Source organism: Limnospira sp., from assembly GCF_051859755.1.
In the GTDB taxonomy this organism is placed as follows: domain Bacteria; phylum Cyanobacteriota; class Cyanobacteriia; order Cyanobacteriales; family Microcoleaceae; genus Limnospira; species Limnospira fusiformis.
The window spans coordinates 1-14,824 of sequence record NZ_JBIMLI010000131.1 but is presented as its reverse complement, the minus strand read 5'-3'; the positions used below and the strand labels follow the sequence as shown (position 1 = coordinate 14,824).

Genomic DNA, 14,824 nt, shown 5'->3' with positions numbered 1-14,824 from the left:
AAACTAACCACACTTCTGATTTTTCCTCGTGGATAGACTACCAAGAAGTAATGCTGTCTCGTCAGGTGTTAGCCACTTACCCCTATCACAACTCAGAAACTCTCTCCGAGGGTTGATGCTGTTTACATAGATAGGGTATATGGGGGGCTGAGTTTTTTTTTCGCGCATACCTCCCCAAATAAATTTGGCTAACTCACCCGCCGCCTTATAAGTTTCTTATATTTCATTGCTATAGTTAATTCCGGACCCTAGTTTATTCTCAGTCCACCCATAAACGAAAATCGGCACTGATTTTTGAGTGGCGATCGCCTTCCCACTAGCTATGCTGGCTAGGAAGATATTAGCCACTTACCCTTAATAAAATGATAGGGTATATGGGGGGGGCTGAGTTTTTTTTGGTACATTAATCTATGACATCTACTGACAAACCTTATCAAAAAATTCCGATTCAAGATTGTGGGGAATTATTGATTCCCATTCCCGCAGAATTGTTTATTTTTGAGTCTCCTCACCCCTATCATAAATTGGGTGCGCCTTATCAACTCTCTCCCGTTAGTTCCCCCTATTACCTGCGAGAGAATGTTGGCGATCGCTTAATTACCGCTAATCAATATTTACAAGCTGAATATCCCCATTTGCGGATTTTGGTTTTTGATGCTTATCGACCCATTGAAGTACAACAGTTTATGGTTGATCATGCTTTTCAACAACAACTTAAAGCCACAGGATTAACCCTAGAATTGCTATCCGAACAACAGCGACAACAATTGTGGGAGGAAGTTTATAAATTTTGGGCTATTCCTAGCCATGACCCTGCTACCCCTCCCCCCCATAGCACTGGGGCTGCTGTCGATGTTACTTTATTTGATATCGTGACGGTCAGTGCGCTTAATATGGGTTCTGATATTGATGAGATTTCTCCTCGGTCTCAACCAGATTATTTTGCCGAAAGTTCCGATCCTACCGAACTAGAATATCATCGAAATCGACAAATCTTAAAGCAGGTCATGACCCGGGCTGGGTTCCTACAACACTTACATGAATGGTGGCATTTTTCCTATGGTGACCAAATGTGGGCTTGGCTGCATAATCGTCAGAGTACAAAAGGCGCGATCGCTTGTTATGGTCGGTATAGTTAAAATCACCATATATATGCCGCCACATTTTCCCATGATACAAGTATAGGTCAAGTCGCCGAGTTTGTCAAGCCCAAAACCCTAGTTAATTTCATGTTTAATCGTTGAGTGTTTGTGTGGCTGTGTCTAACCCTGTAGCCGTGAGAGACAGACAACATTTCCGCCAGAAGCGATCGCTCTCCAGGCTGGCTATTATGTAGAAATTAGCATATATATGCCGCCACATTTTCCCACAATACAAGTATAGGTCAAGTCGCCGAATTTGTCAAGCCTAAATCTGTGCGTGTCTAACTCGGTCCGAGTGAGAGAGAGCCATAGGAATTGTGGAACGATGGCGGGGTAATAATTGAGAGATGATCAGAGATTCTAAGGATAGTTAAAATCGGGAAAATCTGTTAACTTCATATTAGGAATTAGTGGCTAGGAGTGATTTAATCTTGACACATTTAGAAAATTCTGATAAATTCAGGGTAGAACATGGTAGATTCCCTATCCCCGTGGCTATACGAACCGTTATGGCTGTAATCACCCTGTCTGTGGCGATATTGCTGACATCATGTAGCCTGCCACAGGTATCAGCCGCGAACCGGATGTTCTTAGATTTATCCCTAGAGTTTGTGGGTGAGTACGAACTACCAGAGTCTCAAAGGCTGTCAGATTTGACCTATGAGATTACCGGATATGGTGAACCCACCGACAGTGGTATTCGCTTCTATGGCCTAGGAGAGTCCGAAGGCGAAAGCGACCCGACAGAATTATATACCCTAGGGTGGGAGTTTGCTGACGGTAACAAGTCGCCAGTTCCTGGCAAAATTACGATAGAGGAGAGCATCAAATTAAGCGATCGCCCAAGGGAAGCGCGCAGCATAGCCTTTTCCCCGCGCAAGTCGCTGTTTATCGCCACAGATAACTCCCACATTGGGGAATATGACCTAGAAACGGGGGACCTAAAAAATACCGTCCCACTACCTCGCAGCTATGTATTGAATGAGGATGAGACCAAACCCCCCCAAGGCTTACAACCCGAGTTAGGCATAAAGTCTCTAGCCATAGCGCCTGATGGTTTTAGTGCGGGTGGGATGGACCCATTTAGGTTGTTTGTCGCACCATACGCACCACTAAAGCAGGATATAGATAGCGGTGCGGGGAAAGTGCGAATATTGCATTATGTGATAGCCGATCGCGCTTCGTTTTTAGTGTCGGAAAATCTGTATAATTTTGATGAAGATGCCCAGGGAAGGGAGTTAGCCGGACTGGTGGCTCTAAACCGGGGAGGTTCATTTCTGAGTTTAGAGCGATCGGCAAGTGGTATCGGTGCCGGAATTTATCAAGTTTTTAGTGGAGACGCAACAGATACCTCCCGCATTGCCAGTTTACGCGGTAAATTAACCAAAGTTCAACCCTTGCGAAAACAACTGCTTTTAAACCTCCCAGAATTAGGAGTTAATGCCCAAGTTACTGGTATGACTTTGGGACCCCGGCTTCCTGACGGTGGACAGAGTTTAGTCGTCATTAAAGATAACCCTCCCGGTTTATTGATTTTTCGCCTGACCGGAATTAAGGGATAATCGATGATGGGCAATTTAGTCAATCATTGGCGTTGGGGGTGCTACTGCGCCCCCATGGTGATCCAGCTTGGTGCCGCCTAGAACTGTGTACCCAATTGTTGTATCCTACAGAATCGAGAAAAAATTGTTAGGAAATCATATTTATTGGCGCTATTATGACACACGCTACAGATATTCTGACCCTAGGGCGTTGGTTGGCTGCGGACTTCAGCAACCAAGCCCAAGCCTTTGAAAATCCGCCATTTTTCGCTCATATTCGGGTCTGTATGCGTCCATTACCGTGGGAACTTCTCAATGGGTTGAGTTTGTATCTGGAACAGGCCTATGATATTAACCTGAAACAGCCTTACCGGGTGCGGGTGCTGAAATTAATCGCTGTAGATGATCATATCGAAATCGAGAATTATGAGATTGATGGTCAAGAGGAGTTTTTTGGGGCTTCTAGGGAAGTCTCGCGCCTGAAAGCCTTAAAGCCGGAACAACTGAACAAACGGTGCGGCTGTACTTTTATCACCCACTGGACCGGAAAGGGATTTAAGGGAGTCGTCGAACCCGGGAAAAGCTGTATGGTAGAACGGAAGGGAAAACTGACTTATTTGGATAGTAGTTTTGAGATAGACGGCGATCGCTTTATTAGCCATGATCGTGGTATGGACCCAGAAACCGATGAGCATATCTGGGGCGCGGTAGCTGGACCTTTTGAGTTTGTGCGCTGGGCGAGTTTTGCTGATGAGGTGAAGTTAGGGCAATAATGGTTTATAGGGGGACCAATTGCTGATAAATTAACCTAAGTATCAACAAATACAAAATTTCACTGAAAGTTTATGAGAGTTCTGGTTACTGGTGGTGACGGCTACTGCGGTTGGGCGACGGCGCTGTATCTTTCCAACCGTGGGTATGAAGTGGGTATTCTGGATAACTTGGTGCGGCGACACTGGGATCAACAGCTAGGTATTGAGACCTTGACACCCATAGCCCCTATTCAACAAAGGATTCAGCGCTGGCGTGATTTAACGGGTAAGTCTATTGACCTGTTTATGGGCGATATCAATAACTATAGTTTTCTGATCAATAGCTTGCGGGAGTTTCAGCCAGATTCTATTGTTCATTTTGGTGAACAGCGATCGGCTCCCTTTTCAATGATAGATCGTGAACACGCAGTTCTCACCCAAAGCAATAATGTAATGGGGAATTTGAATATCCTGTATGCTATGCGGGAAGAATTCCCTGATGCACATTTGGTCAAGTTGGGGACTATGGGTGAATATGGTACACCCAATATTGATATCGAAGAGGGCTATATTACCATTGAGCATAATGGCCGTAAGGATACTGTCCCGTATCCGAAACAGCCCGGAAGTTTCTATCACCTTTCTAAGGTTCATGACAGCCATAATATCCACTTTGCTTGTAAAATATGGGGTCTGAGGGCTACCGATTTAAACCAGGGTGTGGTTTATGGGGTTCTCACCGAAGAGACGGGAATGGATGAGTTGTTGATCAACCGTCTGGATTATGATGGGATTTTTGGGACGGCTTTAAATCGTTTCTGTATTCAGGCTGCCATTAATCACCCCCTGACGGTTTATGGTAAGGGAGGACAAACTAGGGCTTTCCTGGATATCCGCGATACCGTGCGATGTGTTGAGTTGGCGATCGCTAATCCCGCTGAACCTGGTCATTTCCGCGTGTTTAACCAATTTACCGAGATGTTTAGCGTTGGCGACCTGGCGATGATGGTTAAAAAGGCAGGTGTGACCCTGGGGTTCGATGTGGAGATTCAGAATATCGAAAATCCTCGGGTTGAATTGGAAGACCATTATTTCAACGCTAAAAACACTAATCTGTTAGACCTCGGTTTGCAGCCTCATTATCTCTCGGATTCACTCTTGGATTCTTTGCTGAATTTCGCCATTAAATACAAACATCGGGTAGACAAAAATGAAATTCTACCCAAGGTTTCCTGGCGTAATCCGGGTTCCGTTTACGCGAAAAGCTAATCTCTTTTCCCCCCTATGTCTCCCCAGAGAGATAGGCGGGGAATCTGATAATTGACCATGGATAATGGATAATTAAATCCCGGAAATTATAATATGTTTATATGTCCGGTTTGTGGATATAAATATTTGCAAAATATTCCGAGAAATTGTGAGGTTTGTAACTGGAATTTAGAGTTAACCGAAATTCATCCCGAACAACTAGGTTGGGCGATAGAAACATGGAAAAACCTAGATAGTTTGCAGGGAAAACGCAAGAAAAAGCGAGTGACGGTAGCGGATTTGTTACCCAGAATAAATGCCATTGAGTCGGAACTGACAGCAGCGAAAATTGAGCGAGAGAATCTGAGAAATCAACTAGATTGGGTTCTCTATCATATCGAAACCATTAACCCTGAACAGGTGACAGAAACCCTGTCAAAAATGCGGATCTGGTTAGAAGATAATCAAGCCGAAAATCCCCCCATGTCTGAGGTGGGTATGGACTATACAGGATTAATGGAATTATTGGCAGCCGGAGAGTGGAAAACTGCTGATGAGTATACTTGGAAGATTATCTTATATCTGACCGGAAGGGAACAAATGGGATGGTTAAATGTGGAAGATATTGAGAATTTTCCCCTCACCGATTTACGGACAATTGATTATTTATGGGATTATTATAGTAGTGGATTGTTTGGGTTAACAATTCAACAGCAAATCTGGGAAACTGTAGAATCAGATTATAGTAAATTTTGCGATCGCATTGGATGGCGAGAGGGTAGTTGGAAATATTATGATGAACTAATCTTTAACCTAAACGCCCCCAAGGGACATTTACCAGTAATTCCTTGGCGGCGGCGGTCCTGCTACGGCGTAGGAATAGCCACCGCCTCCGAGATTTTATCGTCATTTATCGAGAGACTGTTAGCAGCCACCACTGACGGGAGGAATTAAAACCACCTCATCTCCGTCTTTTAGGTAGGTGTCTGGATTGACAAACTCCAGGTTAACCCCAAACCGGGTTAAATCCCGCCATTGTTGCAATTGGGGATATTCGCTAATCGCTACATCAAGGATATGAGATACAGGAGTTTCGGGTGCGAGTTGCAATACCAACTCAGGGACTCCATAGGCTTCCTGAAAAGCCGCGAATAGTTTAACCGTCACTGTAACCGAGGGATGGGACATCAAATCTTCAATCATGAAAAACCCGTCAAAACCAAGCTATCAGGAGTTTACAGCCTTATTGATAAGCTGAGATTAGCATATTGGTTGCAAATTTCTCAAGCAGATGATAATTGACCTACACATCATAGATTATAATCTATAGCAAATCTAAAGAGAAAATAAAATCTCCCTTATAGTGGAGAACGGATTTTAGCAATTTATCCCAATCTTTCAGTTATGACTGAATTTTTCCTGCAAAACATTTGGTGGATTCCCTGCTATCCCTTTTTGGGGACGCTACTATCAATTCCCTGGTCTCCGGGAATTATCCGCAAAACTGGACCGAGACCCGCAGGATATATAAATATCCTGATGACCCTGATGGCTTTTGTACATGGCTTAATCGCCTTGGGCGGAATGTGGGGTCAACCTGGCTATGAGATGGTTATTCCCTGGCTACAGGTGGCGGATCTGGATTTTTCGATTCCCTTAGAAGTCTCAGTCACAACTATCGGCGCTACTTTGGTAATTACTGGGCTGAATTTCCTAGCCCAAGTTTACGCTGTCGGCTATCTGGAAATGGATTGGGGTTGGGCGAGGTTTTATTGTCTAATGGCATTATTTGAAGCCGGACTCGCCACCCTGGTATTGTGCAATTCCCTGTTTTTCAGTTATATCATTTTGGAAATTCTCACTCTGGGAACTTATCTATTGGTGGGTTTCTGGTTTAATCAGTCCCTAGTGGTAACTGGGGCGCGAGATGCGTTTCTGACTAAACGGGTGGGGGATTTATTCCTGTTGATGGGGGTGGTTTCCCTGTATCCCATGGCGGGAACTTGGAATTTTTCCGAATTAGCAACATGGGCGGAAACTGCAACGGTTAACCCTACTGTTGCGACTCTGTTAGGGTTGGCTTTGTTGGCGGGTCCTTTGGGTAAGTGCGCCCAGTTTCCTCTGCATTTATGGCTTGATGAAGCTATGGAAGGCCCCCTTCCTAGTACCATCCTACGAAATGCGGTAGTTGTCTGTTGCGGGGCTTGGGTATTAATTAAGGTGTTTCCGGTGATTTCCCTGTCTCCGGTGGCGGTGTCTGTAGCAGTGTTTATCGGTTTGGCTACCGCTGTGGGTGCAAGTGCGATCGCTATTGCTCAAATTGATGTCAAACGGGCGATTTCCTATTCGGTTAGTTCCTATATGGGGATAACTTTTATTGCTGTAGTCAATGGACAAACTCAGGCGGCGTTATTACTCCTGTTGACCTACTCCATGGCTATGGCATTATTAGTCATGACCAGCGGCGGAATTATCCTCAATAATATTACCCAAGATTTGACTCAATATGGGGGGCTGTGGTCGCGCCGCCCCATTTCGGGTATTTGTTTTATTGTCGGGATTATCGCTTTGGTCGCCGTGCCGCCTTTTGGTGGCTTTTGGACGATGTTGGAGTTGACACAAAATCTGTGGATAAGTCAACCGGCGATCGCCATTACCCTATTGGTAATCAACGCTTTAACTGCTTTTAGTCTCACCCGTGAGTTGGGCTTGATTTTTGCGGGACCTCCTAAACAGATGACTATTAGATCACCGGAGGGACTCTGGGCTTTAGTGCTACCGATGACCGTTTTAATGGGTTTGTGTCTACATATTCCCCTGTTGTTGAAGGCTTGGGGAGTCCTACCCAGTTGGGAAAATATTAACCTAACTATAGCCACATTACTCGTGGCTTCTAGTGCGATCGGTGGTGGACTAGCTACCTGGATTTATGTATTTAACGGCATTGAGAAACCCGTTAAATTATGGTCTCCATCAGTTCAGGACTTTTTCGCCTACGATTTCTATACCGCTAAACTGTATCGATTGACCATCATTTCCGCTGTCGCCCTCATCTCCAAAATTATTGATTGGATAGATAGATTTATTGTCGATGGCTTCGTGAATTTAGTCGGTCTAGCCACAGTCTTTAGTGGACAAAGCCTCAAATATAACGTTTCGGGACAAACTCAATTTTATGCCCTCACTATTGTGATAGGCATTACTCTCCTGTTAAGTTTGTTATCCCTTGGTTTGTTCTAACTCCCTCAAAAATGCTCAATCATGCTTAGTTTGTTAATTGCAATTCCCCTAGTTGGTAGCCTGTTAATCGGCTTGCTACCCTCTTCCTTTACCTCCCAACGGATTCGCTCGATCGCCCTAGCTTTCATGGCAGTAACCGGGCTGTTGACCCTGAAATTAACCCTAGATTTCGACCTAGATAATCCCGGTTTTCAGTGGGAAGAATATCTGCCCTGGATTCCCCAATTAGGGTTATCCTATAGTTTGGCAATGGATGGCTTATCTTTACCTCTGGTAGGGTTAAGCGCCATTTTGACCCCTATGGCGATCGCCAGTAGTCGCCCCGACATGAATCGCCCCCGTCTTTACTACTCCATGATTTTGTTAGTAAATGCGGCGATCGCTGGTGCTTTTCTCTCCCAAAATCTCCTGCTGTTTGTGCTGTTTTATGAATTGGAACTCATCCCCATTTATCTATTAATTAGCATTTGGGGCGGCGAAAAACGCGGCTATGCAGCGATGAAGTTCCTCATTTATACCGCCATCTCAGGAATTTTAATTTTGGCAGGTTTCCTAGGGATAGCTTGGTTAAGTGGGTCAGGAAGTTTTGATTTTAATGCCATTAATACTCAGAATTTATCATCAATTAGCCAACTGCTTTTGATGACCATTCTCCTAATTGGATTTGGGATTAAAATCCCTCTAGTCCCCCTCCATACCTGGCTACCTGATGCTTATGTAGAATCTTCCGCCCCCGTCACCATTTTACTGGGAGGTCTATTAGCAAAACTGGGAACCTATGGATTAATTAGATTTGGCTTACAACTATTCCCAGAAACCTGGCAAATCATCGCCCCCGGATTATCCATTGTCGCCGTCTTTAGCGTCATGTATGGGGCTTTAACCGCTATTTCCCAACAAGATATCAAGCGCATGGTTGCCTATAGTTCCATCGGTCACATGGGTTATATTATTGTCGCTATGGCTGCGGGAACTGAAGTTAGTCTGATTGGCGCTATTTCCCAAATGGTCGCCCATGGGTTGATTTTAGCTATTCTATTCCACTTAGTTGGCATAGTTGAAGTCAAAGTGGGAACTAGGGATTTAAAACTCTTAAATGGCTTAATGAACCCCCTTCGTGGTCTACCTCTCACCAGCGCCTTATTAATTATGGCAGGAATGGCGAGTGCGGGTATTCCTGGCTTGGTGGGATTTGTGGCAGAATTTCTGGTTTTTCAAGGAACTTTTGCCGTTTTCCCCATTCAGAGTTTACTCTGTATTATTGCCTCTGGTTTAACCGCTGTTTATTTTGTCATTTTGCTGAACCGCACTTGTTTTGGTAAGCTAGACAATGAGTTAGCCTATTATCCCCAAGTTTCCTTTTCTGAACAAGCACCAGCTTTGATTTTAGCCCTGTTAATTCTGTTCCTAGGCGTGCAACCTAGTTGGTTATTACGCTGGTGTGAACCTACAGCCAAACAAATGGCGATCGAGTTAAGTATTCATCCCGTGCAACAGGTAGCAATTCAACCCGAAAATCCTTCGAGTTTATGATGTTTTCCCCGCAGTTCACTTAATTACTGTTGATTATGACAACCAGTTTCATGCAAGCAGAAAAAACCCCCACTAAATTACCGCCCTCTCAACATGAGTTTGCGGAGATTATTCATCGCTTAGAGGCGGGAGGCGCTATGCTACCCGATACACCCGAAAATTTGATGCAAATTATCGGCATTTATAAGGCTTATGCCGTCCCTATGGATTTCTATTGGCGCGATTTGTTGTATATTGCTGAACGGGTGTTCCTCAATCCGTTGCCGTTTTTTAAATACTTTTTACCCCAGGAATATTTAGACCTGCATAACCATTATGCCGGGGATGATGCCGATTTAAGGATTTGGCGCGGAGAAGCGATCGCTCACCCGGAATTATTGGCATTTATGCAGAAAGGGGAAACCCGAAAAATGCCCAAACTCCTCCATCATTTATGGCACGATCGCGTTAATATGGAGTTCGCCGAAGCCTGTATGCAAGCCATGTTTTGGCATCGAGAAATGGGCGGCAGATTTGACAGTTATTTAGACACAGACGAATATAAAGCCAATGCTGACCGCGCTATCCGCGCTTATTTCCGCAAAAATCCGGTCATGCTGGGTTTATATAAACTGTTCCCCGATATGTTCTTAGAACAGGTCAGGCAACTTTCCTATTATAGCAATTTAGGGCTATTTTGGGAAGTTATGGCTCCCGTATTTTTTGAAATGAGCGATCGCTATGATGAGGGGACAATGACCACCGTACCCGAGGCGATGAATTTCCTGGTTAATGGCATTTTTGCGATCGCAGGTCGCCCTATTTATCATCATGTTTATATTGATGGCGAATGTTATGAAATCGTCCCCAAATCCAAGGGTTTTATGTGGCTCTATGAAGCCGCCTTACCCTATGTAGAAGCCGTTTTTTATCGCACCGCACCTTTCCGGGGTACTAAGTCCTACAACGCCCAAGCTAAAGAAGTTCCTGATGACCAGAAGGATTTTCATTATGGTATTCTTTACGCCGATATTTTCCCAGTTGGTACCGCTGGAATACCACCGACTTTATTAATGCAGGATATGTATCACTTCTTACCCCCCTACTTGGTGGATTATTACCAGAAATATTGCCGAGGTGAGGATGATATGTTGATTCAGTTGGCTAACACTTTTCAGCGTTCCATGTATTGCGTCACATCAGCCGTTATTCAGGCTCTAAGGACTGCTTTACTATATCCCCTTGATGACCCCAACCCCCGCCACCTAGAAGCCAACAGAGCCTTTTTTGAGGCGCAAATGGATCGATTTAAACGCCCCGAAGCACGGTTAAGGAATATTCAAACTCCCAATTACCGTTAAGCTAAATTCCCCGTAGGGTGCGTCATACCCAGGCTATATGAATCCCAACCCGATAATTTGGGGATGACGCACCATAGAGGTTATATGAATCCCAACCCGATAATTTGGGGATGACGCACCATAGAGGCTATAGAAATCCCAACCCGATAATTTGGGGATGACGCACCATAGAGGTTATATGAATCCCAACCCGATAATTTGGGGATGACGCACCATAGAGGTTATATGAATCCCAACCCGATAATTTGGGGATGACCCACCATGGAAGCCCTAGCGCAGCATTACCGAGGGGTGGTAGATATGGTATTAGGTTTCATGAAGTAATAAAACCGCACATTCAGCCAACCTAGCGACTTGTTCTGCGACCGACCCCATTAACACCCGTTTAACGCCAGTATAGCCGTGGGTAGGCATAACAATTAACTCTATGTTTTGAGCTTTAGCATAATCGACAATTTCATGGCTAGGCGTACCAATTAAAACCGTGACCTTTGCGCCATCAAATCCTCTTTTAATCAACTCATTGTTCAAAGCGTCTTCTGCGTGTTGTTGTCGAGACTGAGGACTAACTGATTGCCACATAGAGCCAGGTTCTGCGGGGTGTAATTTAGGCAAAATATGGATAACATGGAGTTGAGATATATGGGGGACAAACTCTCGGGCTGGGGATAAAGCGGCAAAAGAAAGTTCAGAGAAATCGATAGGGACTAATACCGCATTTTTATTAAACCAACTCATCAGTTACTATCCTTTACTATCCTCTTGTGTTTTTCTACGACGAATTTCATCTCCTACTGTGGAATTTAATTGCGCCCCCAGAAGCACTACTAGGGAACTAATATTTAACCATAACAGCAGAACAATAAAAGTGCCGAGCGCACCATAGAGAACATTATAATACTCAGACTGGTAAACATACCAGCGAAATAAATTAGAGATTAAAGCCCAAAAAATCGCGGCCAGAATTGAGCCAGGAATTAAGGGAGTTTTAGGCTTTCGGTAACTAGGGCCATAGCGATATATCAGAGCAAAGTTAGTGGAGACAATGCCGAGGGTAATTGGCCATTGTAGACGATTCCAAGTATCCAATAATGTTGATTGAAGCAAACAATCTTGGACAGGTTCTTGAGCTAAACACATATCAATTTTATCGAGGGGACAATTACCCACTGTTTCTAAGATGCAACTTTTGCGGGCAAGAATTTCCACCAAAAAATCACTAATAAAGACCGCCCCTGATGCCATAATCAACAGCAATAATGTACCCAAAGTCAAAGCGATCGCAATTAATTTTGACTTCCAAACAGGTCTAATTTTGTCTGGTGGCACTTGATGAATTCTATTAAGGGCTTCCATCGCGGAACTAATCACCCCAGAAAACAGCCAAATAGAAATAATAAAACTAAACGAAAATAGTCTAGGGCTAAGACTTCTTCCCGATTGGCTCATAGTTGCCCCAATCAATTTTTGCACTTGTTCTGGTACGACTTCCCCTAACAAATTCGCCATTTCCAATAGGGTTGATTGTAGAGATGGATTGGAACTAATAGCGGCTAACAGAGCAAAAAGAGCGGGAACCAGTGCTAAGGTAGAGTGATAAGCCATTTCGGCAGACAAACCGTATAACCGTTGTTGAACAGTACGAACTCCTAAACTATGAATAGTCTGCCAATTGAGGTAGGTAAAGAATAGAACAAAATCCACCACGCGCTTTTTGATTTGACGACCTAGCCACCATAGGCATTTGAAAAGGATAATCAGCAGATCGGCGGTTTTGGCTGCTACCCACTCAAACCCCAGATACCATGCTTTACGGTTGAGTATCCATAGGGTTTTCAATCCCTGTAGCAGGGTTAACAGCAGCTTCCATAGCAGGTGTAGGATGATTAATAACAGGTTAACTACCATTTCAGCAGCACAGTCTATTATCTGGTTGAAACTTGGCAGCTTGAACCGACAGTGCAATATTGCCCTATTTAGGTGATATAAAAATTGGCAGGGCAATGCGAGTAGCATTTTGCGGGTTGGGGGAGATTTAATCAGGGCTACTTTATAGTATGACCTGTTGTGGAAGGTTTAACACAGAAACAGGGTGTTACTGATGGTTTAAACTTCCCCAGGGATTCAATGTTTCCGGTTGCTTATGGATTTTTAGGTTGAGTTATGAACCAGGATATTAGACAATGGTTGGATGAAATTAAGCGATTGCAAGAGCAGTTAGGACAACTGCGATCCGATCGCGATCAGGCTTTAGCTAGTGCCGACCAGTGGCGAGAGCGTTATAATACGGAAGCCCAGCAGCGCCGAGAAGAGGTGCGCCGCCATCAAGATGCGATCGCTCAACTGCGCCAAGAACTTGAACAACTACAGAATAAATTTGGTATTGCTAAAAATGAGATTCTGACGCGAGTACAAACCGAGCGGGAGGTTGAGAGCTTGGAAACCGTGGAGGAGTTGAAAAATAAGATTGTCCAGATTACCCTAGAACGCGATCGCGCTAGGGAACAGGTCTACCAAATAACGGCAGCCTTAGAGAAAGAGAAAGCCGATCACCTAGAAACCCGCAACAGTCTCACTACCGCTTTAGGGGACACCATGGACCTGCTCACCAAGGCTCAAAATGCCGGAAAGTCCAATAGTTAATAGTCCGGTATGGGAAACTCGGCGCTACAGGGGGGCTACAGGAGGGGGTGAAACTGGAGTTGTAGTTGAGCAACCCCCTCCCATTGGCTAAAATCCCATAGCTTTAGCTACTGCGTCCAAATTAGCAGCAATACCCTCTTTAGTGGGGTTATTACTGTGTTTGATAGCCACGTCGGGGTCTTTTAAGCCATTACCTGTTAAGACACAAACTACAGTGGCTCCTGCTGGTACTTGGTCTTTGACTTTCAGCAGTCCAGCTACGGAGGAGGCGCTGGCGGGTTCACAGAAGATGCCTTCTTGGGAGGCTATAAGGCGATAGGCGTTGAGGATTTCTTCGTCAGTAACGGCGCTAAAACTGCCTTGGCTGGCTGATTGGGCTGCTATAGCCATATCCCAACTGGCGGGGTTGCCGATACGAATGGCGGTGGCGATAGTTTCGGGATGGGTGATTGGGTGACCATTAACTATGGGGGCGGCTCCGGCTGCTTGAAATCCCATCATCCTAGGGAGGCGATCGCATTTTCCTTCTGAATGATACTGACAAAATCCCATCCAGTAGGCGGTGATATTTCCGGCATTTCCCACAGGGATACACAACCAATCGGGTGCATCACCTAAAGCGTCTACCACTTCAAAGGCGGCGGTTTTTTGTCCTTCCAAGCGATAGGGGTTCACCGAGTTAACTAGGGTGACAGGATATTGGCGGGAAACCTCCCGCACAATGGTTAGGGCTTCGTCAAAGTTTCCTTCGATAGCTAAGACTTCCGCACCATAAAGGAGAGCTTGGGCTAGTTTCCCCAGGGCTACATAACCCAATGGAATCAGGACAAATGCTTTTAATCCGGCACGACGCGCATAGGCTGCCGCTGATGCTGAGGTGTTACCTGTACTGGCACAAATGACGGCTTTGGCTCCCTCTTCTTTCGCTTTGGATATAGCCATAGTCATCCCCCGGTCTTTAAATGACCCAGTGGGGTTCAATCCGTCATATTTCACATATACCTGCACCTGTTTTCCGATTTCGGCGGCAATGGTGGGGACTGGAATTAGGGGGGTATTACCTTCTTGCAGGGTGACAACGGGGGTGGCTGAGGTAACAGGTAGATAGTCCCGGTATGCTTCAATCAGACCGGGCCAGATATTGAGTTTTCTTTCAGTTGCGGGCAAAGTCAGGGTCATTTCAATGTTACAGTTTGTTGTTTTGGGCTAAATTTACTTGACTTTTCAAGGTTGCCATGCTATATAACTTGGGGCTAATGGGTTAATCAGCCCTTGAGTCTTACTCAGGTGAAAACGGTTTCGCGCCTGTCACGTAAAACTCCTGGGAAGGTTGGAAGCTCCGTGATTGATCACGGAGAGGAAAACCGACTCAAGCGGCTGACCGC

15 protein-coding genes are annotated in these 14,824 nt (G+C 45.0%); 9 read left to right on the top strand and 6 right to left on the bottom strand.

From position 1 onward, the window contains the following. Positions 1-216: 216 nt before the first annotated feature. Entirely contained in the window at positions 217-348 is a 132-nt protein-coding gene (locus ACTIE0_RS18910) for a hypothetical protein (protein ID WP_006622982.1), read from the bottom strand. A gap of 62 nt (positions 349-410) precedes the next feature. Between ACTIE0_RS18910 and ACTIE0_RS18905 the strand changes: the two genes are divergently transcribed. Further along, positions 411-1,139 carry a M15 family metallopeptidase gene (locus ACTIE0_RS18905; RefSeq protein ID WP_006668297.1) on the top strand — a complete coding sequence of 243 codons (729 nt, stop codon included), beginning with the start codon at positions 411-413 and terminating at the stop codon, positions 1,137-1,139. A gap of 94 nt (positions 1,140-1,233) precedes the next feature. Here ACTIE0_RS18905 and ACTIE0_RS18900 read toward each other — a convergent pair whose 3' ends face one another. Next, the gene (locus ACTIE0_RS18900; RefSeq protein WP_260378635.1) at positions 1,234-1,362 is read right to left on the bottom strand and encodes a hypothetical protein; all 129 of its coding nucleotides are present in this window, start codon (positions 1,360-1,362) and stop codon (positions 1,234-1,236) included. Between the two features lie 211 nt (positions 1,363-1,573). On the opposite strand from ACTIE0_RS18900, the gene ACTIE0_RS18895 reads away from it, so the two are divergent. The 4 genes from ACTIE0_RS18895 (at position 1,574) to ACTIE0_RS18880 (ending at position 5,637) form a co-directional block, all read left to right on the top strand. Beyond that, on the top strand, positions 1,574-2,704 hold the full coding sequence (locus ACTIE0_RS18895) for an esterase-like activity of phytase family protein (RefSeq protein WP_039932255.1): 1,131 nt from the start codon (positions 1,574-1,576) through the stop codon (positions 2,702-2,704). Between the two features lie 155 nt (positions 2,705-2,859). Continuing rightward, positions 2,860-3,456, top strand: a complete 597-nt coding sequence (locus tag ACTIE0_RS18890; protein WP_006622985.1) for a chromophore lyase CpcT/CpeT — start codon at positions 2,860-2,862, stop codon at positions 3,454-3,456. 72 nt (positions 3,457-3,528) lie between these two features. Beyond that, complete coding sequence (locus ACTIE0_RS18885) at positions 3,529-4,704, top strand: NAD-dependent epimerase/dehydratase family protein (protein ID WP_006622986.1); 1,176 nt, start codon at positions 3,529-3,531, stop codon at positions 4,702-4,704. A 93-nt stretch (positions 4,705-4,797) separates the two neighbouring features. Then, on the top strand, positions 4,798-5,637 hold the full coding sequence (locus tag ACTIE0_RS18880) for a GUN4 domain-containing protein (RefSeq protein WP_006668299.1): 840 nt from the start codon (positions 4,798-4,800) through the stop codon (positions 5,635-5,637). On the opposite strand, the gene ACTIE0_RS18875 is transcribed toward ACTIE0_RS18880, so the two are convergent. Next, entirely contained in the window at positions 5,608-5,886 is a 279-nt protein-coding gene (locus ACTIE0_RS18875; RefSeq protein WP_006622988.1) for a MoaD/ThiS family protein, read from the bottom strand. The genes ACTIE0_RS18880 and ACTIE0_RS18875 overlap by 30 nt on opposite strands. Before the next feature lie 201 nt (positions 5,887-6,087). On the opposite strand from ACTIE0_RS18875, the gene ACTIE0_RS18870 reads away from it, so the two are divergent. Genes ACTIE0_RS18870 through ACTIE0_RS18860 form a run of 3 tightly spaced genes read left to right on the top strand, consistent with a single transcriptional unit; the run spans position 6,088 to position 10,796 of the window. Further along, positions 6,088-7,923 carry an NAD(P)H-quinone oxidoreductase subunit F gene (locus ACTIE0_RS18870; protein ID WP_006622990.1) on the top strand — a complete coding sequence of 612 codons (1,836 nt, stop codon included), beginning with the start codon at positions 6,088-6,090 and terminating at the stop codon, positions 7,921-7,923. Between the two features lie 21 nt (positions 7,924-7,944). Then, the gene (locus ACTIE0_RS18865; RefSeq protein WP_006668300.1) at positions 7,945-9,456 is read left to right on the top strand and encodes an NADH-quinone oxidoreductase subunit M; all 1,512 of its coding nucleotides are present in this window, start codon (positions 7,945-7,947) and stop codon (positions 9,454-9,456) included. Positions 9,457-9,491: 35 nt separating this feature from the next. Continuing rightward, on the top strand, positions 9,492-10,796 hold the full coding sequence (locus ACTIE0_RS18860) for a CO2 hydration protein (RefSeq protein WP_006668301.1): 1,305 nt from the start codon (positions 9,492-9,494) through the stop codon (positions 10,794-10,796). Positions 10,797-11,102: 306 nt separating this feature from the next. Here ACTIE0_RS18860 and ACTIE0_RS18855 read toward each other — a convergent pair whose 3' ends face one another. Further along, positions 11,103-11,534 carry a universal stress protein gene (locus ACTIE0_RS18855; protein WP_006622993.1) on the bottom strand — a complete coding sequence of 144 codons (432 nt, stop codon included), beginning with the start codon at positions 11,532-11,534 and terminating at the stop codon, positions 11,103-11,105. Between the two features lie 6 nt (positions 11,535-11,540). Further along, entirely contained in the window at positions 11,541-12,704 is a 1,164-nt protein-coding gene (locus ACTIE0_RS18850) for a YihY/virulence factor BrkB family protein (RefSeq protein WP_006622994.1), read from the bottom strand. A gap of 255 nt (positions 12,705-12,959) precedes the next feature. Between ACTIE0_RS18850 and ACTIE0_RS18845 the strand changes: the two genes are divergently transcribed. After that, positions 12,960-13,439: a hypothetical protein gene (locus ACTIE0_RS18845; RefSeq protein WP_006622995.1), complete on the top strand. Its 480-nt coding sequence runs from the start codon at positions 12,960-12,962 to the stop codon at positions 13,437-13,439. 87 nt (positions 13,440-13,526) lie between these two features. Here ACTIE0_RS18845 and thrC read toward each other — a convergent pair whose 3' ends face one another. Continuing rightward, positions 13,527-14,618, bottom strand: coding sequence for a threonine synthase (gene thrC / locus ACTIE0_RS18840; protein WP_006668302.1), 1,092 nt, complete (start codon positions 14,616-14,618; stop codon positions 13,527-13,529). Between the last annotated feature and the right edge of the window lie 206 nt (positions 14,619-14,824).

What these genes read in the sequence shown, in the direction of transcription:
- thrC (WP_006668302.1), bottom strand. Translation starts at nt 14,618, where the DNA reads ATGACCCTGACTTTGCCCGCAACTGAAAGAAAACTCAATATCTGGCCC.
- ACTIE0_RS18870 (WP_006622990.1), top strand. Translation starts at nt 6,088, where the DNA reads ATGACTGAATTTTTCCTGCAAAACATTTGGTGGATTCCCTGCTATCCC.
- ACTIE0_RS18880 (WP_006668299.1), top strand. Translation starts at nt 4,798, where the DNA reads ATGTTTATATGTCCGGTTTGTGGATATAAATATTTGCAAAATATTCCG.
- ACTIE0_RS18900 (WP_260378635.1), bottom strand. Translation starts at nt 1,362, where the DNA reads ATGTGGCGGCATATATATGCTAATTTCTACATAATAGCCAGCCTGGAG.
- ACTIE0_RS18860 (WP_006668301.1), top strand. Translation starts at nt 9,492, where the DNA reads ATGACAACCAGTTTCATGCAAGCAGAAAAAACCCCCACTAAATTACCG.
- ACTIE0_RS18845 (WP_006622995.1), top strand. Translation starts at nt 12,960, where the DNA reads ATGAACCAGGATATTAGACAATGGTTGGATGAAATTAAGCGATTGCAA.
- ACTIE0_RS18875 (WP_006622988.1), bottom strand. Translation starts at nt 5,886, where the DNA reads ATGATTGAAGATTTGATGTCCCATCCCTCGGTTACAGTGACGGTTAAA.
- ACTIE0_RS18855 (WP_006622993.1), bottom strand. Translation starts at nt 11,534, where the DNA reads ATGAGTTGGTTTAATAAAAATGCGGTATTAGTCCCTATCGATTTCTCT.
- ACTIE0_RS18905 (WP_006668297.1), top strand. Translation starts at nt 411, where the DNA reads ATGACATCTACTGACAAACCTTATCAAAAAATTCCGATTCAAGATTGT.
- ACTIE0_RS18865 (WP_006668300.1), top strand. Translation starts at nt 7,945, where the DNA reads ATGCTTAGTTTGTTAATTGCAATTCCCCTAGTTGGTAGCCTGTTAATC.
- ACTIE0_RS18890 (WP_006622985.1), top strand. Translation starts at nt 2,860, where the DNA reads ATGACACACGCTACAGATATTCTGACCCTAGGGCGTTGGTTGGCTGCG.
- ACTIE0_RS18850 (WP_006622994.1), bottom strand. Translation starts at nt 12,704, where the DNA reads ATGGTAGTTAACCTGTTATTAATCATCCTACACCTGCTATGGAAGCTG.
- ACTIE0_RS18885 (WP_006622986.1), top strand. Translation starts at nt 3,529, where the DNA reads ATGAGAGTTCTGGTTACTGGTGGTGACGGCTACTGCGGTTGGGCGACG.